Source organism: Streptomyces marianii, from assembly GCF_005795905.1.
Taxonomy (GTDB): domain Bacteria; phylum Actinomycetota; class Actinomycetes; order Streptomycetales; family Streptomycetaceae; genus Streptomyces; species Streptomyces marianii.
This window is the reverse complement of record NZ_VAWE01000001.1, coordinates 5,052,236-5,068,701: the sequence shown is the minus strand read 5'-3', so window position 1 is coordinate 5,068,701 and position 16,466 is coordinate 5,052,236. Positions and strand designations below refer to the sequence as shown.

The 16,466-nt window shown below is 71.8% G+C and carries 14 protein-coding genes and 1 pseudogene; 7 read left to right on the top strand and 8 right to left on the bottom strand.

The features are described from left to right. Window positions 1-4 precede the first annotated feature (4 nt). Together FEF34_RS22900 and FEF34_RS22895 are read right to left on the bottom strand one after the other, a co-directional pair. Window positions 5-1,003 (bottom strand): nucleoside triphosphate pyrophosphohydrolase, encoded by a 999-nt coding sequence (locus tag FEF34_RS22900; protein WP_138054818.1) that lies wholly within the window; start codon window positions 1,001-1,003, stop codon window positions 5-7. Between the two features lie 456 nt (window positions 1,004-1,459). Next, window positions 1,460-2,113, bottom strand: a complete 654-nt coding sequence (locus FEF34_RS22895; protein ID WP_138054817.1) for a SurA N-terminal domain-containing protein — start codon at window positions 2,111-2,113, stop codon at window positions 1,460-1,462. 451 nt (window positions 2,114-2,564) lie between these two features. Here FEF34_RS22895 and FEF34_RS22890 point away from each other — a divergent pair, with 451 nt between their 5' ends. Then, complete coding sequence (locus FEF34_RS22890; protein ID WP_138054816.1) at window positions 2,565-3,461, top strand: class I SAM-dependent methyltransferase; 897 nt, start codon at window positions 2,565-2,567, stop codon at window positions 3,459-3,461. 75 nt (window positions 3,462-3,536) lie between these two features. Here FEF34_RS22890 and FEF34_RS22885 read toward each other — a convergent pair whose 3' ends face one another. From FEF34_RS22885 to FEF34_RS22875, 3 genes are all read right to left on the bottom strand, one after another. Beyond that, complete coding sequence (locus FEF34_RS22885; protein ID WP_138054815.1) at window positions 3,537-5,075, bottom strand: serine/threonine-protein kinase; 1,539 nt, start codon at window positions 5,073-5,075, stop codon at window positions 3,537-3,539. Then, the gene (locus tag FEF34_RS22880; RefSeq protein WP_138054814.1) at window positions 5,072-5,773 is read right to left on the bottom strand and encodes a hypothetical protein; all 702 of its coding nucleotides are present in this window, start codon (window positions 5,771-5,773) and stop codon (window positions 5,072-5,074) included. The genes FEF34_RS22885 and FEF34_RS22880 overlap by 4 nt, the downstream gene beginning before the upstream one ends. A 594-nt stretch (window positions 5,774-6,367) precedes the next feature. Beyond that, window positions 6,368-8,425, bottom strand: a complete 2,058-nt coding sequence (locus FEF34_RS22875; RefSeq protein ID WP_234042522.1) for an N-6 DNA methylase — start codon at window positions 8,423-8,425, stop codon at window positions 6,368-6,370. A gap of 244 nt (window positions 8,426-8,669) precedes the next feature. On the opposite strand from FEF34_RS22875, the gene FEF34_RS22870 reads away from it, so the two are divergent. Together FEF34_RS22870 and FEF34_RS22865 are read left to right on the top strand one after the other, a co-directional pair. Beyond that, window positions 8,670-9,470: a DUF4190 domain-containing protein gene (locus FEF34_RS22870; protein WP_138054813.1), complete on the top strand. Its 801-nt coding sequence runs from the start codon at window positions 8,670-8,672 to the stop codon at window positions 9,468-9,470. Between the two features lie 67 nt (window positions 9,471-9,537). Then, window positions 9,538-10,293: a LolA-like protein gene (locus FEF34_RS22865; protein WP_138054812.1), complete on the top strand. Its 756-nt coding sequence runs from the start codon at window positions 9,538-9,540 to the stop codon at window positions 10,291-10,293. A 127-nt stretch (window positions 10,294-10,420) separates the two neighbouring features. Here FEF34_RS22865 and FEF34_RS22860 read toward each other — a convergent pair whose 3' ends face one another. Further along, window positions 10,421-11,350, bottom strand: a complete 930-nt coding sequence (locus FEF34_RS22860; RefSeq protein WP_199800693.1) for an IS3 family transposase — start codon at window positions 11,348-11,350, stop codon at window positions 10,421-10,423. Then, window positions 11,347-11,697 carry a transposase gene (locus FEF34_RS22855; RefSeq protein ID WP_138053386.1) on the bottom strand — a complete coding sequence of 117 codons (351 nt, stop codon included), beginning with the start codon at window positions 11,695-11,697 and terminating at the stop codon, window positions 11,347-11,349. Before FEF34_RS22855 ends, FEF34_RS22860 begins: the two co-directional genes overlap by 4 nt. A gap of 112 nt (window positions 11,698-11,809) precedes the next feature. Between FEF34_RS22855 and FEF34_RS22850 the strand changes: the two genes are divergently transcribed. The 4 genes from FEF34_RS22850 to FEF34_RS22835 all read left to right on the top strand — a co-directional run bounded on the left by FEF34_RS22850 (window position 11,810) and on the right by FEF34_RS22835 (window position 15,237). Continuing rightward, window positions 11,810-12,319, top strand: coding sequence for a GNAT family N-acetyltransferase (locus FEF34_RS22850; protein ID WP_138054810.1), 510 nt, complete (start codon window positions 11,810-11,812; stop codon window positions 12,317-12,319). A 170-nt stretch (window positions 12,320-12,489) separates the two neighbouring features. Continuing rightward, window positions 12,490-12,837 carry a helix-turn-helix domain-containing protein gene (locus FEF34_RS22845; protein WP_138054809.1) on the top strand — a complete coding sequence of 116 codons (348 nt, stop codon included), beginning with the start codon at window positions 12,490-12,492 and terminating at the stop codon, window positions 12,835-12,837. Then, window positions 12,834-14,042 carry a hypothetical protein gene (locus FEF34_RS22840; protein ID WP_234042521.1) on the top strand — a complete coding sequence of 403 codons (1,209 nt, stop codon included), beginning with the start codon at window positions 12,834-12,836 and terminating at the stop codon, window positions 14,040-14,042. Before FEF34_RS22845 ends, FEF34_RS22840 begins: the two co-directional genes overlap by 4 nt. Window positions 14,043-14,064: 22 nt before the next feature. Then, window positions 14,065-15,237, top strand: a complete 1,173-nt coding sequence (locus tag FEF34_RS22835; protein WP_138057454.1) for an IS701 family transposase — start codon at window positions 14,065-14,067, stop codon at window positions 15,235-15,237. Window positions 15,238-15,428: 191 nt separating this feature from the next. Here the strand turns inward: FEF34_RS22835 and FEF34_RS22830 are convergent. Continuing rightward, window positions 15,429-16,426 (bottom strand): annotated as a pseudogene (locus FEF34_RS22830) (IS5 family transposase). Window positions 16,427-16,466 lie beyond the last annotated feature (40 nt).

Sequence of the window (16,466 nt, the reverse complement as noted above, 5' to 3'; positions counted from 1 at the left end):
CCCGTCAGTGCCGGGCCGCGGACTCCGCCGCGCGGATCGCGTCGCGATAGGCGCGGGCGGCGGCGCGAAGGGCGGCTTCCGGGTCGTGGCCCTCGGCCTCCGCGCGCACGGCCATCGCCAGCAGCTCGTACCCGACGGCGCGGTCGCCGTCCTCCGTGGGCAGCTCCACGTCCAGCCCGGCCGTCCGCACCCGGCCCGCCAGTTTCGCGGCGAGCGCGAGTCCCGGCTGGCCGAGCGGGACGCCGTCGGTCACCGACTCCCGCCGCTTCTCGATCGCCTTGGTACGCAGCCAGTGCTCCTTGACGTCCTCCGGGGTCTCGGCACGGGCGTCCCCGAAGACGTGCGGGTGACGGTGGACGAGCTTGTCGACGATGGTCCCGGCGACGTCGTCGATCGAGAACGGCTCGTCCCCCTCCTCCCCGCTCGCCTCCTGCGCGATGCGCGCATGGAAGACGACCTGGAGGAGGACGTCGCCGAGTTCCTCGCGCAGTTCGTCGCGGTCGCCGTCCTCGATGGCCTCGACGAGCTCGTACGCCTCCTCGATGCCGTACTTGGCGAGGCCCTTGTGGGTCTGCTGCGAGGACCACGGGCACTCGCGGCGGATCCGGTCCATGACCTGGACGAGGTCGAGGAGCCGCGTGCCGGGAAGGTCGTACGAGCCGGGCAACAGCTCCAGGTCGGGCATCCGCACCCGGCCGGAGCCCGCCATGCGGGCCAGGCCGTCGGTGAGGGCCCGGTCGCCCTCGCCGGTCGCGAGGACCACGGCGGTCCGGCCTCCCGCACAGCCGTCCACGAGTTCCTGCGCGGTGGGCGCGGCCACCTCCACGCCGACACCGGCCTCCCTCAGATACGGGAGCTGCGGGTGCTCCGCGTCGGCGCACAGCACGCGGTCGGCCGTGCGCAGGGTCTGCCACGCCGGCCAGGACAGCAGTCCGGGCGCGACACGATGGCTGGCGGTGAGCAGGACGATTCGGCCGGGCTCGACGGGCGCTTCAGCGTTCACCCCTCGACCTTACGTCGGGGCGGACGGGCGCCGGGACCGGGCCTCACGGCCGGACGGGATCCACCGCGGCGGCCCCACCGTTCCGTACGATCCACCGCCACCGCGCCGAACGTTCCGTGCGAGCCACCGCCCACGGATCCCACCGCCCCGACCGTTCCGTGCGAGCCACCGCCCACGGATCCCACCGCCCCGACCGTTCCGTGCGAGCCACCGCCCACGGATCCCACCGCCCCGACCGTTCCGTGCGAGCCACCGCCCACGGATCCCACCGCCCCGACCGTTCCGTGCGAGCCACCGCCCACGGATCCCACCGCCCCGACCGTTCCGTGCGAGCCACCGCCCACGGATCCACCGCGCCGACCGTTCCGTGCGAGCCACCGCCCACGGATCCCACCGCGCCCGCGGAACCGCCCGCGCACCGGTCCCGCCGGCCGGCCGCGGCCCGGACGGCCGTCGCTACGCTCCGGCCTGGATCGCCTCCGGCTGCTTGGTGACCTGGATGATCCACGGTGCCTTGTAGTCGCCGAGCTGGATCTTCGTGTCGTCCCACGCCCCGTAGCGGGGGTTCACGTCGATGTCGAGTTCCTTGGAAGCGGCCGTCAGCGCCGCGCCGACCTTCTGCTGGCCCTCCGGAGTGCCGAGGTCGGCACCGAGCGCCCGGGCCAGCCCGGTCAGCAGGACCTCCTCGCGAACGGCCTGGTCGATCCGGTCCGGAGCCACTCCGCGCTGCTGGAGCAGCATCGCGGCCAGCTGCTCCTCGCCGCCGGACTGCTGGGCCAGGGAGGCGCGGGCGTCCTGCACATCCTTGCGGGAGGCGGTGACGCCGTTCTTCTCGGCGGCGTGCTCCAGGATCCGGTCGAAGATCATCCCGTGCAGCTTGGCGCGGTTCAGCTGCCCGGTGTTCTTGATCAGCTGGGCGGCCTCGGGCGACGCTTCCTGGGCGGCCCGCACGTCCCTGACCTCCGCCTGGAGCGTGGACACCTCGATCCGGTCGCCTCCGACGACGGCAGCGGCACCAGGGTGCGCCTCGGTCCCGCAGGCGGCGAGCAGGGGTGCCGCCGCGACGAGCGCGGCGGAGAGGGCGAGCGCGGTGCGACGGCGGCGGTGCAAAGGGGCCTCCTGGCGTGCGGTGGTGATCGTGACGCGGAGCGTTTGTGACGCGGTGCACAAAGACCTTGCGGTGATCGATGGTAGGCAGTCGGCGTGGCGCAGGCCACTACTTCGCCGCCACTGATTCGGTCAACGATTCGGGAGGCGGTCGGTGTGCGGCGCCGTACCCGTTCCGTACGGGCAGGCCTGATGTGCGGGGACCGGGGCATCCGTCAGACGAGGGACGGCCGGGCTATGGGTGCGCTCAGGGCTGCGTCGTGGTGGGTGAGGGCGTCGGTCGGCGTCCTGCTGGTGGCCGCGACGTGCGGTGGCGGACCCCTCGTCGCGGGAACCGCGGAGGCCGTACCGCTACCCGCTGTACGGGGACGTCAACGCAAGGACACCAAGACTTCACCCGAATGGCCCCCGTTGGTGGCCCCTTGAGTGGAAATCGCGGCGTAACCTCCCGGCCATGCCTTCCCTCCTGAGCAACCGGCTGGCGAAGCGGATGCTGCGTCCGGCGTTCTCACTGGTGGAGCAGCGCCTCGAGCGTGCCACCACTTCACTCCAGGCCGATCTCGACGCCCTGCACCACGAAGTGGCCGACCTGCGGCGGCAGAGCTACGGGCTCGGGCTGCTGCTCGACCACTCCGGACGGGACGGCCACCGGATGCCCACCGCGACCCAACTGGACACGCTGGTGCGGGAGGTGACCACGGTGACGGGTGCCTCGGGCGAGCACGCGCGCCGCGATCTGACGGTGGCGTACCGCACGGTGGTGGCACTGGAGGCACTGGGCGTCGGCCGGCTGGCGGGCTCGACCTCGGACATCTGCGGGAAGCTGGCGACCGTGCCGCTGCTGGCCCCGCCGAACGAGGAGGTCCTGGAGATCGGCACCCAGCACGGGCTGTTCGCTGCCGCCCTGCTGCGCATGCTGCACCGCGCGGGCGTCGAGCCGCGGCTGACGGTCGTCGACCCGCTGGCCGGCGCCCTCGTGCCGACGGGCACCGCACCCGCCCCGGTCCGGGAGGACGTCGTCCGCGCCAACCTGGCGCTGTGCGGCAGCCGTTCGGGCGCCCAGGCCCGGCTCCTGCGGGGAGCCTCCGCCGACACCGGGGTGCGCGCCGAGGTGTCCGACCGGCGCTACGGCGTGGTCGTCCTGGCCGGTGACCCGTCCGTGGGGGGCGTGCTCGCGGATCTGGACCTCACGGAGGAACTCGCCGCCGGCGGCGCGGTCGTCGTCCTCGACGGACACGGCGACGACAGCCGCCCCGGAGTCGCCGGGGCCCTCGCCAGGCGGCTCGCCGACGGCTCCCGCCTGAGGCTGCTGGGTGTCGTCGCGGGAACGGCGTTCCTCCGGGCCGTGTGACGCCTGCCGGACGGCGGCCGGGTCGGAACCGCGTCGGCCGCGCTACGGCACCCCGGCCGGATCGGCCCCGGCCCCTCAGCCGGTGCGGAACTGGCGCTGGCGGTCCAGCGACCGGCGGAGCTCGACGGCGAGCGGGTGGCCGGGACCGTACACGCGTTCCGTGTCGAACAGCAGGTTCTGCAGCTGCTGATGCCCCGCGGTGTGGTCGCCCATCGCCAGGAGCAGATGTCCCATCCGGTGCCGGATGTCGAAGGCCCGCGAGGGGTCTCCCCCGGTCCTGTGCCGGCTCTCGTAGTGGGGAAGCACCGCCCGGTACTCGGCGAGTGCCGCGGCCGTCTCCCCCAGCTGTTCCAGACACTGCGCCGCGTCGTAGCGGAACTGGAGCGTCTGCGGGTCGCCCGGCCCCGCCTCCGCGGCCCGGTCGTCCGCGAGCCGCCGCAGCTCGGGCAGGGCCCGTCGGTACTGGCCGTCGTCCATCAGCGTCGTCGCGTACTGCTTGCGCAGGATGCGGACGACCGGGGACCGCTCGCCGTGCTCCGCTGCGGCCGCCGGGAGGATGCCGCCGAGGATGTCCACGGCCCGCGTGATGCTGCCCTCGCCGAGGAGGCGCTTGACCTCGTCGACGGCGGCGGCGACGTCGGGACGGTCGGCCGCCGGAGCCGCCGCGGCGACCACCCGTGGATCGGGCGGCGGCGGGGCCGTCGCCCGGTCCGGCCACGGCGCGTGCGGGCGCAGGAAGGGGCGGGTCGGGTCGAGCGGCCCGCCGGGCGCGCCGGGCCGCGTGGGCAGCAGCGGCGTCAGGGCCTCGTACACCTCCTGTGCGCCGGAGGGCCGGTGCTGCGGGTCCTTGGCGAGCAGCCGCAGCACCAGCGCCTCCAGCTGATCGGGGACCTCGGGCCGGAGCTGCCGCACCGGCAGCGGGGGCTCGTAGAGATGGCGGTGGAGCACGCCCAGCGCTGTGGAACCCGCGAACGGCACGTTGCCGCTGAGCAGTTCGTGGAGCAGCACGCCGAGGGCGTACAGGTCCGTGTACGGGCCGACGGCGCCGCCCATGGCCTGCTCGGGCGCCATGTACGCCGGGCTGCCGATCGGCGATCCGGTGTGGGTGAGGCGGGTGGTGTCCGTGTCGATGACGGACGCCACACCGAGGTCGAGGACGGTGACCGTGCCGTCCGGCTTCACCATCACGTTCCGCGGCTTGAGGTCCCGGTGGACGATCGGTACGGCGTGCACGGCGCCCAGGACGGAGCACAGCTGGGCGGCGACGGAGACGGCCCACTCCCAGGGGTACGGATCGTGCTCGGCGAGGTGGTCGGCGAGGTCCGCACCCTCCACGTACTGCATGACGAGGTAGAGGTCGTCGCCGTCGCTGCCGGCGTCGTGCACGGTGACCAGGCCCGGGTGGGTCACCTGGGCCGTGACGCGGCACTCGCGGACGAAGCGGCGCCGCATCTCGTCGGCGGCCGTGGCGGGCGCCATGTGGTCGGGGCGGAGCAGCTTCACCGCCACCCGGCGGTCGAGGCGCTGGTCGTAGCCCGTCCAGACCTGGCCCATGCCGCCCTGGCCTATGACGGTGGAGAGTTCGTAGCGTCCGGCGATGACGCGACCGTTCACCGGTCACCGCCGTCGGGACGGGGCTCCCGGCGAAGGAGGTCGCTGAGTTCGTCGAGTTCGGCGCGGACCTGGTCGATACGGCGGTTCGGCTCGTGGCCCGAGGCCGGTCCGGGAACCGGGCCGGAGACCGGCGGCTGCGGCCCGGACTGCGGCTGCGGCTGCGGCCCGGACTGCGCAGGGCTCGGCGAGGGCGACTGCCGCGGCACGGGAGGGTGCTGCACCGGCCGGGCGTACGGGTTCGGCGCCGCCCCGGTGCCGGGCGGGCCGGCCGGCGGATAGCCGTACGCCGTCACCGGCGGGTGCGGCGGCAGTCCGTAGCCCGCGGCCGGGCCCCCGCCGGCCGTGAGCCGCTCGTAGTGCCGGGTCTCCGCCATCACGTAGTACGTGATGGACCCGACCATCACGAGCGTGACCCAGCCGAGGATGGTGAAGCCCACGGCGTCGGTCATCTCCCCGTTCTCCGGGGAGGAGACACCGGCGAAGACCAGCATTCCCACGTTGGCCGCGATGGTGGCGCAGAAGAGGACCCAGTCGACCGGCTTGCGGGTGACGATCGCGAGCCGCAGCATCGGCACCCAGGCGAGCAGGCTGCAGCTCAGCACGACCGCCGCGATGAAGATCACGCGCAGGGTGATCAGCGTGCCGTCGGAGGGACGCCCGGCGGGTGGAGGCGGGTAGCCGTGGCCGTGGCCCTGCATGGCTGCTCCTGGGACTGGTGTGTTCACTGGCGTGAGTTCACGGGCTGCTCGTCGGACGAGGTCCGAGCGTATACATCGACGGCGACATCCGGCCGTGGGTTGTACCGAACCGTTGTTGAACCGATCACGCCGTGACCGGTCCCGGATCCGGCCGCCGGCCCCGCCGGGGCCAGGACGGCCGGTCGCCGGTGTCAGCGCCGCGCACGCCGCACGGCAGCGGGACCGCGCACATCACGCTGCAACGGGACGCCGGGACGCCGGGATCGTGCGCCACCGCCACCGCCGCCGCCGGCCACCGGACCGCACCGCCGCGCACGCCGCACCACCACGAGACGCCGGGCACACCGCACCGCCACGAGACGCCGCACCGCCGCGAACGCCGCAGCGCAGCGCGCCGCCCGGCCGCCCGGACCGCACCGCCGCGCACGCCGCACCACCACGAGACGCCGGGCACACCGCACCACCATGAGACACCGCACCGCCGCGAACGCCGCAGCGCAGCGCGCCGCCCGGCCGCCCGGATCGTGCGTCACCGCCGCCGCCGGCCACCGATGTCGGGGACCACCCGGGACGGACGTCGGAGCGGCGCCCGGCTCAGGCCTCGACCGTGCCGTCCGCCAGCCCGTCGTACAGCCCCTGCACCAGCTGCCCGCCCAGCCGGCCCGCGAGGCGCAGCGCGGACTCGAACTCGGCGAGCGCCCGGAAGCGGTCCCCGTAGCGCCGCTGCTCGGCGAGCGGCAGGCGGGGCAGCTGGAGACGGCGCACGTCGAGCCGGGTGGCGGTGGAGGCGTAGCTGCTCGCCTGGCGGTTGTTCGCGGTGCCGCGCAGGAAGCCGGCGAGGAACCAGGGGTCCAGCGCGGCCGGATCGGGCCGCAGCAGCTGCAGGTTCCGGCCGAGCGCGGCTCCGGCCGTCGCCTCGTCGACGACGCGGGCCGACGGGCCGGCTCCGAGTACGGGCACGACGACGTCCCCGGCCCGGACGAGGACCGGCTCGACGGACTCCTCGCCGGGTGCCGGGCCTTCGGGGAGCGCCCCCGAGGGGGCGGTGCCGTCGAGGACGTCCTGTTCGGTGAGGACGGGCGCCGGTCCCGTGCCCGTACCGCCGGACCGCAGCTCGAGAGCTCCCGCACGGGCCAGTTCGCCGACGGTGGTACCGGGGCGGACGGCCGTCCCCCCCGCCGCCGGCGAGGCCGCCTCCGGGGTGAGGCCGAGGGCGAGCCTCAGCGTGCCGGCCAGCCGCTCGCGCACGTCGGTGAGTTCGGCCGCGCCTCCCCCGGTCGCGGGCGGCGGCAGATGGCGGGCCGGGGCAAGGTCCACGTCGTCGTCGAGGAGTTCGACGACGGGCACGGAGCGGCTCCTGCCGGGCCGCTCCTCCGCGCGGCCGTCGCGGTCGAAGGGCAGCCAGGCGTCGAGGACCGCACGGTGCACGGCAGGCCAGTCGAGTCTGTCGCGCCCGCCGCCCGGCTCCGCGAACTCGGCGGCGTCGACCAGGAGCAGTTCCTGCCCGGGGCGGTCACCGGGGACCGGGCGGCGCAGCACCCAGAGGTGGAGTGGAATGCCGTACGGCGGCGCCGCCCCCGCGGGGAGGGAGACGACGGCACGCAGCGCCCCGCGCCGCAGCAGATCCGCGCGGACCCGGCGTCCCGACTTGCGGGACGCGACGGCTGGCGGCATCAGCAGCACCGCCGTGGCGCCCGGGCGCAGCCGGGCGAGCGCGTGCTGCACCCAGGCCAGTTCGGACTCGGTGCGGGCCGGGAAGCCGTACTCCCAGCGGGGGTCGTAGGCGAGTTCGTCGTGGCCCCAGTTCCGTTCGTTGAACGGCGGATGGCAGAGCACGGCGTCGGCGGTGACGCCGGGGAACGCGTCGGCGCGGAGGGTGTCGCCGGCGGCCGCCCGGATGTCGGCGTCGCCGTGCAGGGCAAGACGCAGCGCCGTGAGCGACGCCAGTTCGGGGTCGGCGTCCTGGGCGTACAGAGCGGCGGGCTGCCTTACGGCACGCAGGAGTTCGCCAGTGCCGGACGCGGGGTCGAGAACCGTCCTTCCCGGGGTGTCCGCTCCGGCGAGGGCGGCCATCAGCTCGGCCGGGCCGGTCGGAGTGAGCGTGAACTGGCGGGGGTTGGCGTCCAGGTACCGGCCGAGCAGGAACTCGAAGGCCTGGCGGGCGCCGGTCTCGGCGGCGAGCTCGGCAGCGCCCCGCAGGAGGGGCACGGACGGCTCCAGTTCGGCGGGACCCGGGGTCGGCACGGCGGCGCGCTGTTCTCCGAACCGGGCCCTGAGCACGCCGTCCAGGGCGGCGGGGAGCATGGCGACCAGCCGCTTGTCCGACACGGCCGCCAACTCCAGCCAGGCCGTGGGCCGGTCACGTACGAGCAGCAGGACGTGGCCCGCGTGCCCCAGGGCGTTGACGGCGCCCGCCGGATGGCCGCAGAGCTGCTGCCAGACCCTTTCCCGCAGCGGTACCTCCGCCAGCTTGCCCTGGGCCCGCAGCCACTGCTCGACCTCCTGGAGCGCGAAGGACGGGCTGGTCTCGGTGCCGCCGACGGGCTTGGGGAAGTCGGCGTGCCGCCGTCGCCAGTTGCTGACCGCAGCGCGCCCGACGCCCGCCAGCCGGGCGATTCCGGCAGCCGTCACCTCTGCTGCGTTCTCCGGCACGGGCTGCTCCTGTTCTCCGTCGGCGACTCGCCGGCGCTGATGTGACACCGAGCATAGCGAGGACCGCAAGAGGGGTCGCTTCACAGTGTGTGTGAACCTGAATTCCGTGAATCGCGTTGACTCGGTTCACAGCCTCTGATCTCATTGACTCATCACACCGCCGGACCGTCGAACGGGCCGGACCACGCAGCGCCCCGTTGACCGCTACAGCAGGCGCTGATGACACGTCCCCTGGAGGACACCCATGTCCCAGTACACGCAGCAGCCACAGTTCCCGCAGGCGCCCGTGCCGGTCCGCAACGGCCTCGGTACCGCCGCGCTGATCCTGGGGATCATCGGAGCCCTGTCCGGCCTGATCCCGCTCTTCTTCTGGCTCGCCGGCATCCTCGGCCTGATCGGGCTGATCCTCGGCCTCTCGGCGAAGGGCCGGGTGAAGCGCGGCGAGGCCACCAACAAGGGCGTCGCCGTCGCCGGCATCGTGCTCGGCCTGGTGTCCCTGGTCCTGTCGGTGGTCGGCGCGGTCATCACGTTCAAGGCCGTGGACGACGCGGTCGACGAGATCAACAAGGTCACGTCCGGGTCGTCGGCCACCAGGAAGCCCGCCGGAGGCGACAAGCCGCTGGAGAAGGCGAAGGACGGCGAGGACGCGACCGGCAAGGCACTCGCCGCCGGCGACTCCGCCGTCTACGACGACGACCTGACCATCACCGTCTCCGAGCCCGCGGCCTGGACGCCGGGCGAGTACTCCATCGGCCACACCAAGGGCAACAAGGCGTACAAGGTCACCGTCACCATCGAGAACTCCGGCAAGGAGAAGTTCGAGGCGGCGCTCGTGACCGCCGAGGCGCGCGCCGGCAAGGACGGCGTGAAGGCCGAGTCGATCTACGACGGCAAGGTCGGCGAGCCGTTCACCGGCACGATCCTGCCCGGCAAGAAGGTCACCGCGGTCTGGGCCTTCGACGCCCCCGCCGACGCCGGGAACCTGACCGTCGAGCTCAGCCCCGGCTTCGGGTACGACGCAGGTGTCTGGGACCTGAAGCTCTGAGCGTCGCCCCGGCCCTCACCCCGCCCGCACCTCCCGTTCCACTCCCAGGCCCAACGGAGAAGCCGTCATGCCCGCCGTCCCGCGCACCCGCGCCAAGCACCTCGCCCTCGCCTCGCTGTGCGCCGCCCTCGCCCTGACGGCGTGCGGCTCCCTCGACCAGACTGCCGACAGCCCGCCGAGCGCGGAGTCCGGCCCGTACCCGGGCCTCTCGGGCCCCGAGATCCTCAACAGGGCCGTCACCACGACGAAGAAGGCGACCTCGCTCAGACTCAAGGTCACCATGGCGACGGCGGACGGTCCGGTCCGGGCGGACCTCGCCGTGGACACCAGGGGGAACTGCGCGGGAACCGTCCAGATGGGCACGGAGGGCACCACGGAACTCGTCAGGACCGGCGACACGGTCTACCTGCGCTTCGACGAGAAGATGCTGCGCTCGCAGACCGAGGGCGGCTCCGAGGAGGAGACCCGGGCCGCCCTGGACACGCTCCTGGGCAAGTGGGTGCGGGAGAAGGCCGACGCCCAGGACGCCGAGGACCTCGCGCAGTTCTGCGACCTCGACAACTACCTCGAGGGGTTCGATGCCGACGACACCGAGGCGAAGCGGGCCGGCGGCTCGACGGTCGACGGCACGCCGACGGTGGTCCTCAAGGAGTCCTACCGGGGCGAGAAGGCCACCGCCCACGTGGCCGCGAAGGGCACGCCGCACCTGCTCCGCTTCCAGGTGACCGGAGGCACGGAGCCGATCGACATGACCTTCTCGGAGTTCGACCGGCCGGTGTCCGTGAAGAAGCCGGCCGAGAAGGACATCGTGGACCTCGACTGACACGGGTCCACGAGGAGCGGGGGGACAGCCGGGAGGGCCGCAGGAGGGGGCGGCCCTCCCGGCCCTTCCGTGTGCGGGCGGCGGGGACGGCCGAAGTGTCAATCCCCTGGTTTCGTAGAGACCTCTCCTATGCGGCCTGGCACCTCTGGTCGCTCTTCTTGCGTGCTTCGGTGATGCTCCGTTCGAACTCCTCCGGCGGCAGGCCGCCGGCCGCGCTGTGCCTGCGTCGCGGGTTGTAGAACCCGGTGATCCAGGTGGCGATCTTCAGGCGGGCCTCGGTGCGGGTGGCGAACCGGTGCCGGTGGATGTACTCGACCTTGATCAGCGAGTTGAACGACTCCGCGGCGGCGTTGTCCAGCGCCGACCCCACCCGCCCCATGGACTGCACCACGCCCAGGAGGTCACACAGGGTGTTGTACGCCTCTGACGTGTACTCACTTCCCCTGTCGCTGTGGAAGATCGTCCCGTCCCTTCGGCCACCGCGCGTCGCGGTGGCCATCTTCAACGACGCCCCGACCAAGGCCGCGTCATGGTGCTCGCCCATGGCGTAGCCGAGGCAACGGCGCGAGAACGCGTCGATGACCGTGGCTAGATAGATCTTGCCTTCGCCGGTCTCGATCTCCGTCATATCGCCGTACCAGAGAACGTCCGGGGCCACCGCGTCGAAACGGCGATTCACCAGGTCAGGGGCAGCCTTCCGCTTGCCCTGCCGGGTCAGCGACCGCCGCCTGGGCGGCTTGCGGCCCTGCAGACCGAGCCCGGCCATGATCTCCGCGACCGTGTTCACCGACACCTGCCAGCCCTCCGCCCACAGATCCAAAGTGATCCTCGGCGAGCCGTAGGTGCCGCCGGACTCCGTGAAGAAGTGGATGATCCGCTCCTCCAGCCTCGCCCTCCTGACCTCGCGTTTCGTCGGCTCGTCGGGGCGCCGGCGCCACTTGTAGAACCAAGCCTCGCTCACCCCGACCACCCGGCAGGACACCCGGTGCGGGACGCCATGCCCGACCCTCTGGCTACCGATGAAGGCGACCACCGCCTCCGGAGCGTTCTCGGTCACTTCACCCAGAGGGCCATGCATCGCTTGAAGACATCACGCTCCATCTCCAGCTCCCGGATCCGCTTGCTCTTCTCCCCGATCTCCCGGCGCAGCCGCTCCAGCTCGGCCCGCTCGGCCTCCCGCACCCGACCGCCACCCCCACCGCCACTGGCGGCTGCCGGTTGTACGGGCCGGTCCGAGGACGTCGTCCCGTTGCGCCGCCACCGCGACACCCAGCTGTGCAGCGTGCCCGGGTTGATGCCGAGCTCCTCGGCGACCTCGCCGACCGGCCTCCCGGTCTCAACCACGATGCGCACCGCACCCTCACGGAACTCAGCGTCGTACGGCGGCTTCTTCTTGGACCCCATGAACCCCAACTTCCCCTGCAATCACGGGCTCCACGCTACGAGGGGATGGTCACGGCCGAGGTCAGCCGCCGCCATCATGACGTCTGAATCCAAAGGCAAGGGAGCAACACAGATGCTGCTACGCGATGTTGAGTACGGCGACGTCGACGCCTACGTCCGGATGCGATGCGACCCGGTCATGATGGCCGAGCTGGGCGGGCCGCTGCCTTGCGAGGGCATGGAGGCGAAAGTCCAGCGTGATGTTCAACGGGTGGCAGCGGACACCGACTGGACAAAGATGATCGTGCCCGATGAGGCCGAGCTGGACGTGGTCGCGGGAACCGTGACGTTGTGGCCCCACGACGCAGACGGCGAGCGCATCTCCGAGATCGGCTGGATGGTGCTGCCGGAGTACCAGGGACGGGGACTCGCGAAGCAGGGCGTCCGCACGCTGCTTGAGCTGGCCCGCGACGACGGCCGGTGGGGATTGATACACGCATTTCCGGCAACAACCAACGCCCCGTCCAACGGCATCTGCCGAGCCCTCGGCTTCCGATTCCTGGGCAAGCAAGACGTGCCCTTCGCCGGTCGAGTCCTGCAAACCAACCACTGGGCTATCGACCCTCGTGCTGACCTGACCTGACTACAGGTCCGCAGCACGCCGGGGACCCACGCGGAGCCCCGAGGGCGGGAGGTATTCAGAGAGTTCCAATACCCGACTCCACCATTACACGTCAGCGACGACTCCATGAACACTGCCCTGAGCAAGGCCCTGGCCCCGGCGTTTGCCGGCGTCTGACGAGGAAGGACCCGATGATGGCCGCCAAGCTCGACTACCACTGGCACCTGCGCAAGGTCATGGCGGACCGCGGGATGTTCTCCACCACCGACCTCATCCCGCCGCTCGCCGAGCGGGGAATCAGCCTGTCGTCGAGCCAGGTCTACCGGCTCGTCGTCGAGCGGCCCGAACGCCTCAGCCTGAAGATCCTCATGGCCCTGCTCGACATCCTCGACTGCACCATGGACGACCTCGTCGAGCCCACCGCCGCGGTCGGCTCCGCGAAGAAGCCGAAGAAGGCCGCTGCGGGCGGGACTTCGGTCTCCGAAGGAGTCGGTGACCTGCGGCCCCGGCGGGCCCGGATCAGCGGATCCGACCGGTGACCTGTCTTGCCGGGGAAGTCCTCGCGGATCCGGTCGGCCTGGTCGTGCGTCTGGTCGGGAACGTCGAAAAGCACCTGCCCGCCGAGCAGGTCCGCGACATCGTCCTCGGGGTCGTACGCGCACGCGCCGGCCGCCGCAGCCTCGCCCAGGCTCTGCACGACGACCCGTCGCTGTTGCGGACCGGGCGGCCACCGGCGCCCTACTGCGTCGCAAAACTGCTCATGGCCCTGCACGACGCCGGTGCCCAGGACATCGCACTGCCCCGCTGCGGTGAGTGCGGACGCGCATGCCGCTACGTCGGCAGCAGCACCGGAGGACGGTGGGGATGCTCGCCCTGCTTCGACAAACCGGCCGTCTGCGCGGGGTGCCACGAAGAACGACGCGTCACCAGCCGGGACCGCAACGGCGAACCCCGCTGCGCGAACTGCCCGGACACCGAGGGCGATCCGCTCCAGGAGCTCACCGAACTCGTCACGGGCCTCGATCCCGCCCTTGATGCCCATGCGGTCCTGGCCGCGCTCGGACGCGCCACGGTCCGGCCCGCCGGGCAGCGTCGCCTGGCCTGGGCCGTCGTCGCCTGCCGCGAGCTGCTGACCGGGGCCGGCTACGAAGCCCCCACCCCTGCTGCCCTGCGGTTCATCGACGAACTCGTCGAGTCCGGGGCGACCAAGGTGGTCCGGCCTGCCTGCCCGCGCTGCCGCGAGGTGAAGGCGCTGTCCAAACTGCTGGAGGGCAGGAGGATCTGCCGCGCCTGCTTGGCCCGCCACGCAGCAGTTCCCTGCTCCGGCTGCGGCGCCGTGCGCGAGCCCGCCACCCGCGACTCTGAGGGGCGGCCGCTGTGTCCGAACTGCATGATCAGACAGCCCGCGAACCTGGAGGAGTGCGTCGGCTGCCGCCGACGCATGCCCGTCGCGACCCGGCTGCCCGACGGTCCCCGCTGCAACAACTGCCGCCCGAGGATCACCGCGGAGTGCGGCATCTGCGGACGGATGGCGGCCTGCGAGATGTCCCGGGCCACCGGTCAGCCGTGGTGCGAACGCTGCCAGCACCGATGGGTGACCTGCAGCCGCTGTGACGCCGTCGCCCAGGCCCGCGGCGGCACCTGGGAGGCGCCGTTGTGCGCGAAGTGCACTAGTACTACAGGGCTAGATCTTGATCATGGGGTGATGGGAGGCTCTGCCTGTGGCCACGACACAGCCCCATGATCAAGATTCTTCGTCGGACGCAGTGAGCCCTGCCGATTTAGCCGTCTGGGACCGCGAGTTCGCCGCGCTGGGTGAGCGGATAACCCCCCTGTTCTACCGCCCGGAATCCCAAGGGCACGCCCTTCAGTACTTACGTGGGCTCCTCTCCCCGTTGCAGCGCAAGAACGGCTGGACCATGGCTGAGTTCGCCGGCGAGAAGGAGCCCAAAGCACTCCAGCGGTTCTTGAACCTCACCCCGTGGAGCGCGGCTCTGATGCGGGACCTGGTCTGCGACTACGCCATGGAACGCTTCGCGGATCCCCGGGGCGTGCTGATCGCCGACCCCACCGGCTTCGCGAAGAAGGGCACCAAATCCGCCGGGGTCCAGCGGCAGTATTCCGGCACCCTCGGACGTGTCGACAATTGCCAGATCGGGTCGTTCCTGGCCTACGCCAACCGTCGTGGCGACCGTGTACTGATCGACCGGGAGCTCTACCTGCCCAAGGATTCCTGGGCCGTCGACTTCGAACGCCGCCGGGAGGCGGGGATCCCGGACGAGGTGGTCTTCCGCACCCGTCCGCAGCAGGTCCAGGCCATGATCGAGCGCGCCGTGGCGGCCGGGGTGCCGTTTTCGTGGTTCGTTGCGGACGAGGAGTTCGGCCAGAACAGGATTCTGCGCAGGTATCTGGAAGCAGAGGACATTGCCTACTGCATGGCCGTTCCGAAATCTACCGACGTGAACACCGCGGGCATCTCCACCAACCCCGACACTCCGACCCGGTTGGACAACCTGGCATCACACCTGCGGCCGGGGGACTTCTCCCGGCGTGCCTGCGGGATCGGAGCCAAAGGGTTCCGCACCTACGACTGGGCGGTAATCGCCGGGCGGGACGGGCGCCAGTACGTAGTACGCCGCTCCATCGCGGATGGGGAGCTCGCCTACTTCCACTGCTACAACCCGCGCGGGGAATCACTGTCGGAACTGGTGGCGGTCATAGGACTGCGCTGGCCGGTCGAGGAGTGTTTCGAGGCGGCCAAGCAGCAGGCCGGGCTGGACAACTACCAGGTACGCAAATACGACGCCTGGTATCGCCATATCACCCTGTCCATGCTGGCGTTGGCGTTCCTGGCCGCGATGGCCCGAACCCCGCAAAAGGGGGCTCTTCGAACCTGGGCGGCGGGCGCGGGCCGCGAACGCGGCGGCTCGCGGCCCTGACCGTCGCCGAGGTCCGGCGCCTGTTCAACCTGATCGGCCTGACTCGCATCGCCATTGACCAGGGACTTCGCTGGTCGATCTGGCGGCGCGCGCATCAAGCGGAGGCGCGACGGCACCATTTCAGAAGGCGGCTACAGCTTCAGATGATCAAGATCTAGCCCTGTAGTACTAGGGCGTGTTCTGAGTTGAGATCACGGGAGGGCTGGCAGGCTGCGTAACCAGAGGATGGATCCGCGCAAGTGGAGCCCGGCGGCATAGCTCTCGGGCGTCTTGTCGTAGCGAGTGGCCAGCCCCCGCCATTCCTTGAACTTGTTGATGGCGCGCTCGACGGTGTTGCGATCTTTGTAGAGCGCGGCGTCGTGGCTGACCGGGCGTCCGCCGGAGCGTCCCTTCTTCTTGCGGTTGGCGGCCTGGTCGGCCTTCTCCGGGATCACCGCCTTAATGTTGCGTCTGCGCAGGTGGGCGCGGTTGGCGCGGGAGGAGTACGCCTTGTCGCCAGCGACCGCGTCCGGCCGGGTCCTGGGGCGGCCGACCGGGACACGCACCTTGATCTTCTTGAGGACCGGGATGAAGCGCGGACTGTCCGCGGCCTGGCCGGGGGTGAGGATGATGGACAGCGGGCGGCACCGCCGCTCGACGGCGAGGTGGACCTTGCTGGTCAGCCCGCCCCGGGAGCGGCCCAGTTCGGCGGCCCGCAGCCGGGCCCTGCGGCGTCGGCGCACGGCGCGGCGCTGTTCCCGCCCGGAGTCCTCCATGTCCGCGGGTTGCTCGCCTACGGGGTTGTTTTGTCCCTTTGCTGCAGCCCCTTTTCCTCCGCCACGGCCTTCTCCAGGTCCTCGAGGAGTTCCGGGGCGACGACCATGCCCGCCGCGTGGTGATGCGCGCGGGCAACAGTCGAGTCCACGCTGACCAGGCTGAGATCTACATCGTCGCGGGCCGCCGCCTCGGCGATCATCGCGTCCATGAGGGCCTGAAAGACCCCCTCACGCACCCACATCCGGAACCTGTCGTAGATCGTCGACCAGGAGCCGTAGCTCTCCGGCACATCTCGCCAGGGGCAGCCGGTGCGGAACCGCCACATCACCGCGTTGAAGTAGCTGCGCAGGTCAGGGATCGGTCCGAACGCACCCAGCGGCAGGTGCGGCTCGACCAACCCCCACTCGGCATCGGTCAGATCGCCACGAGTCACGCGACCGGTCTATCGCAACCGGCACCCTCCTGGAGCGGGA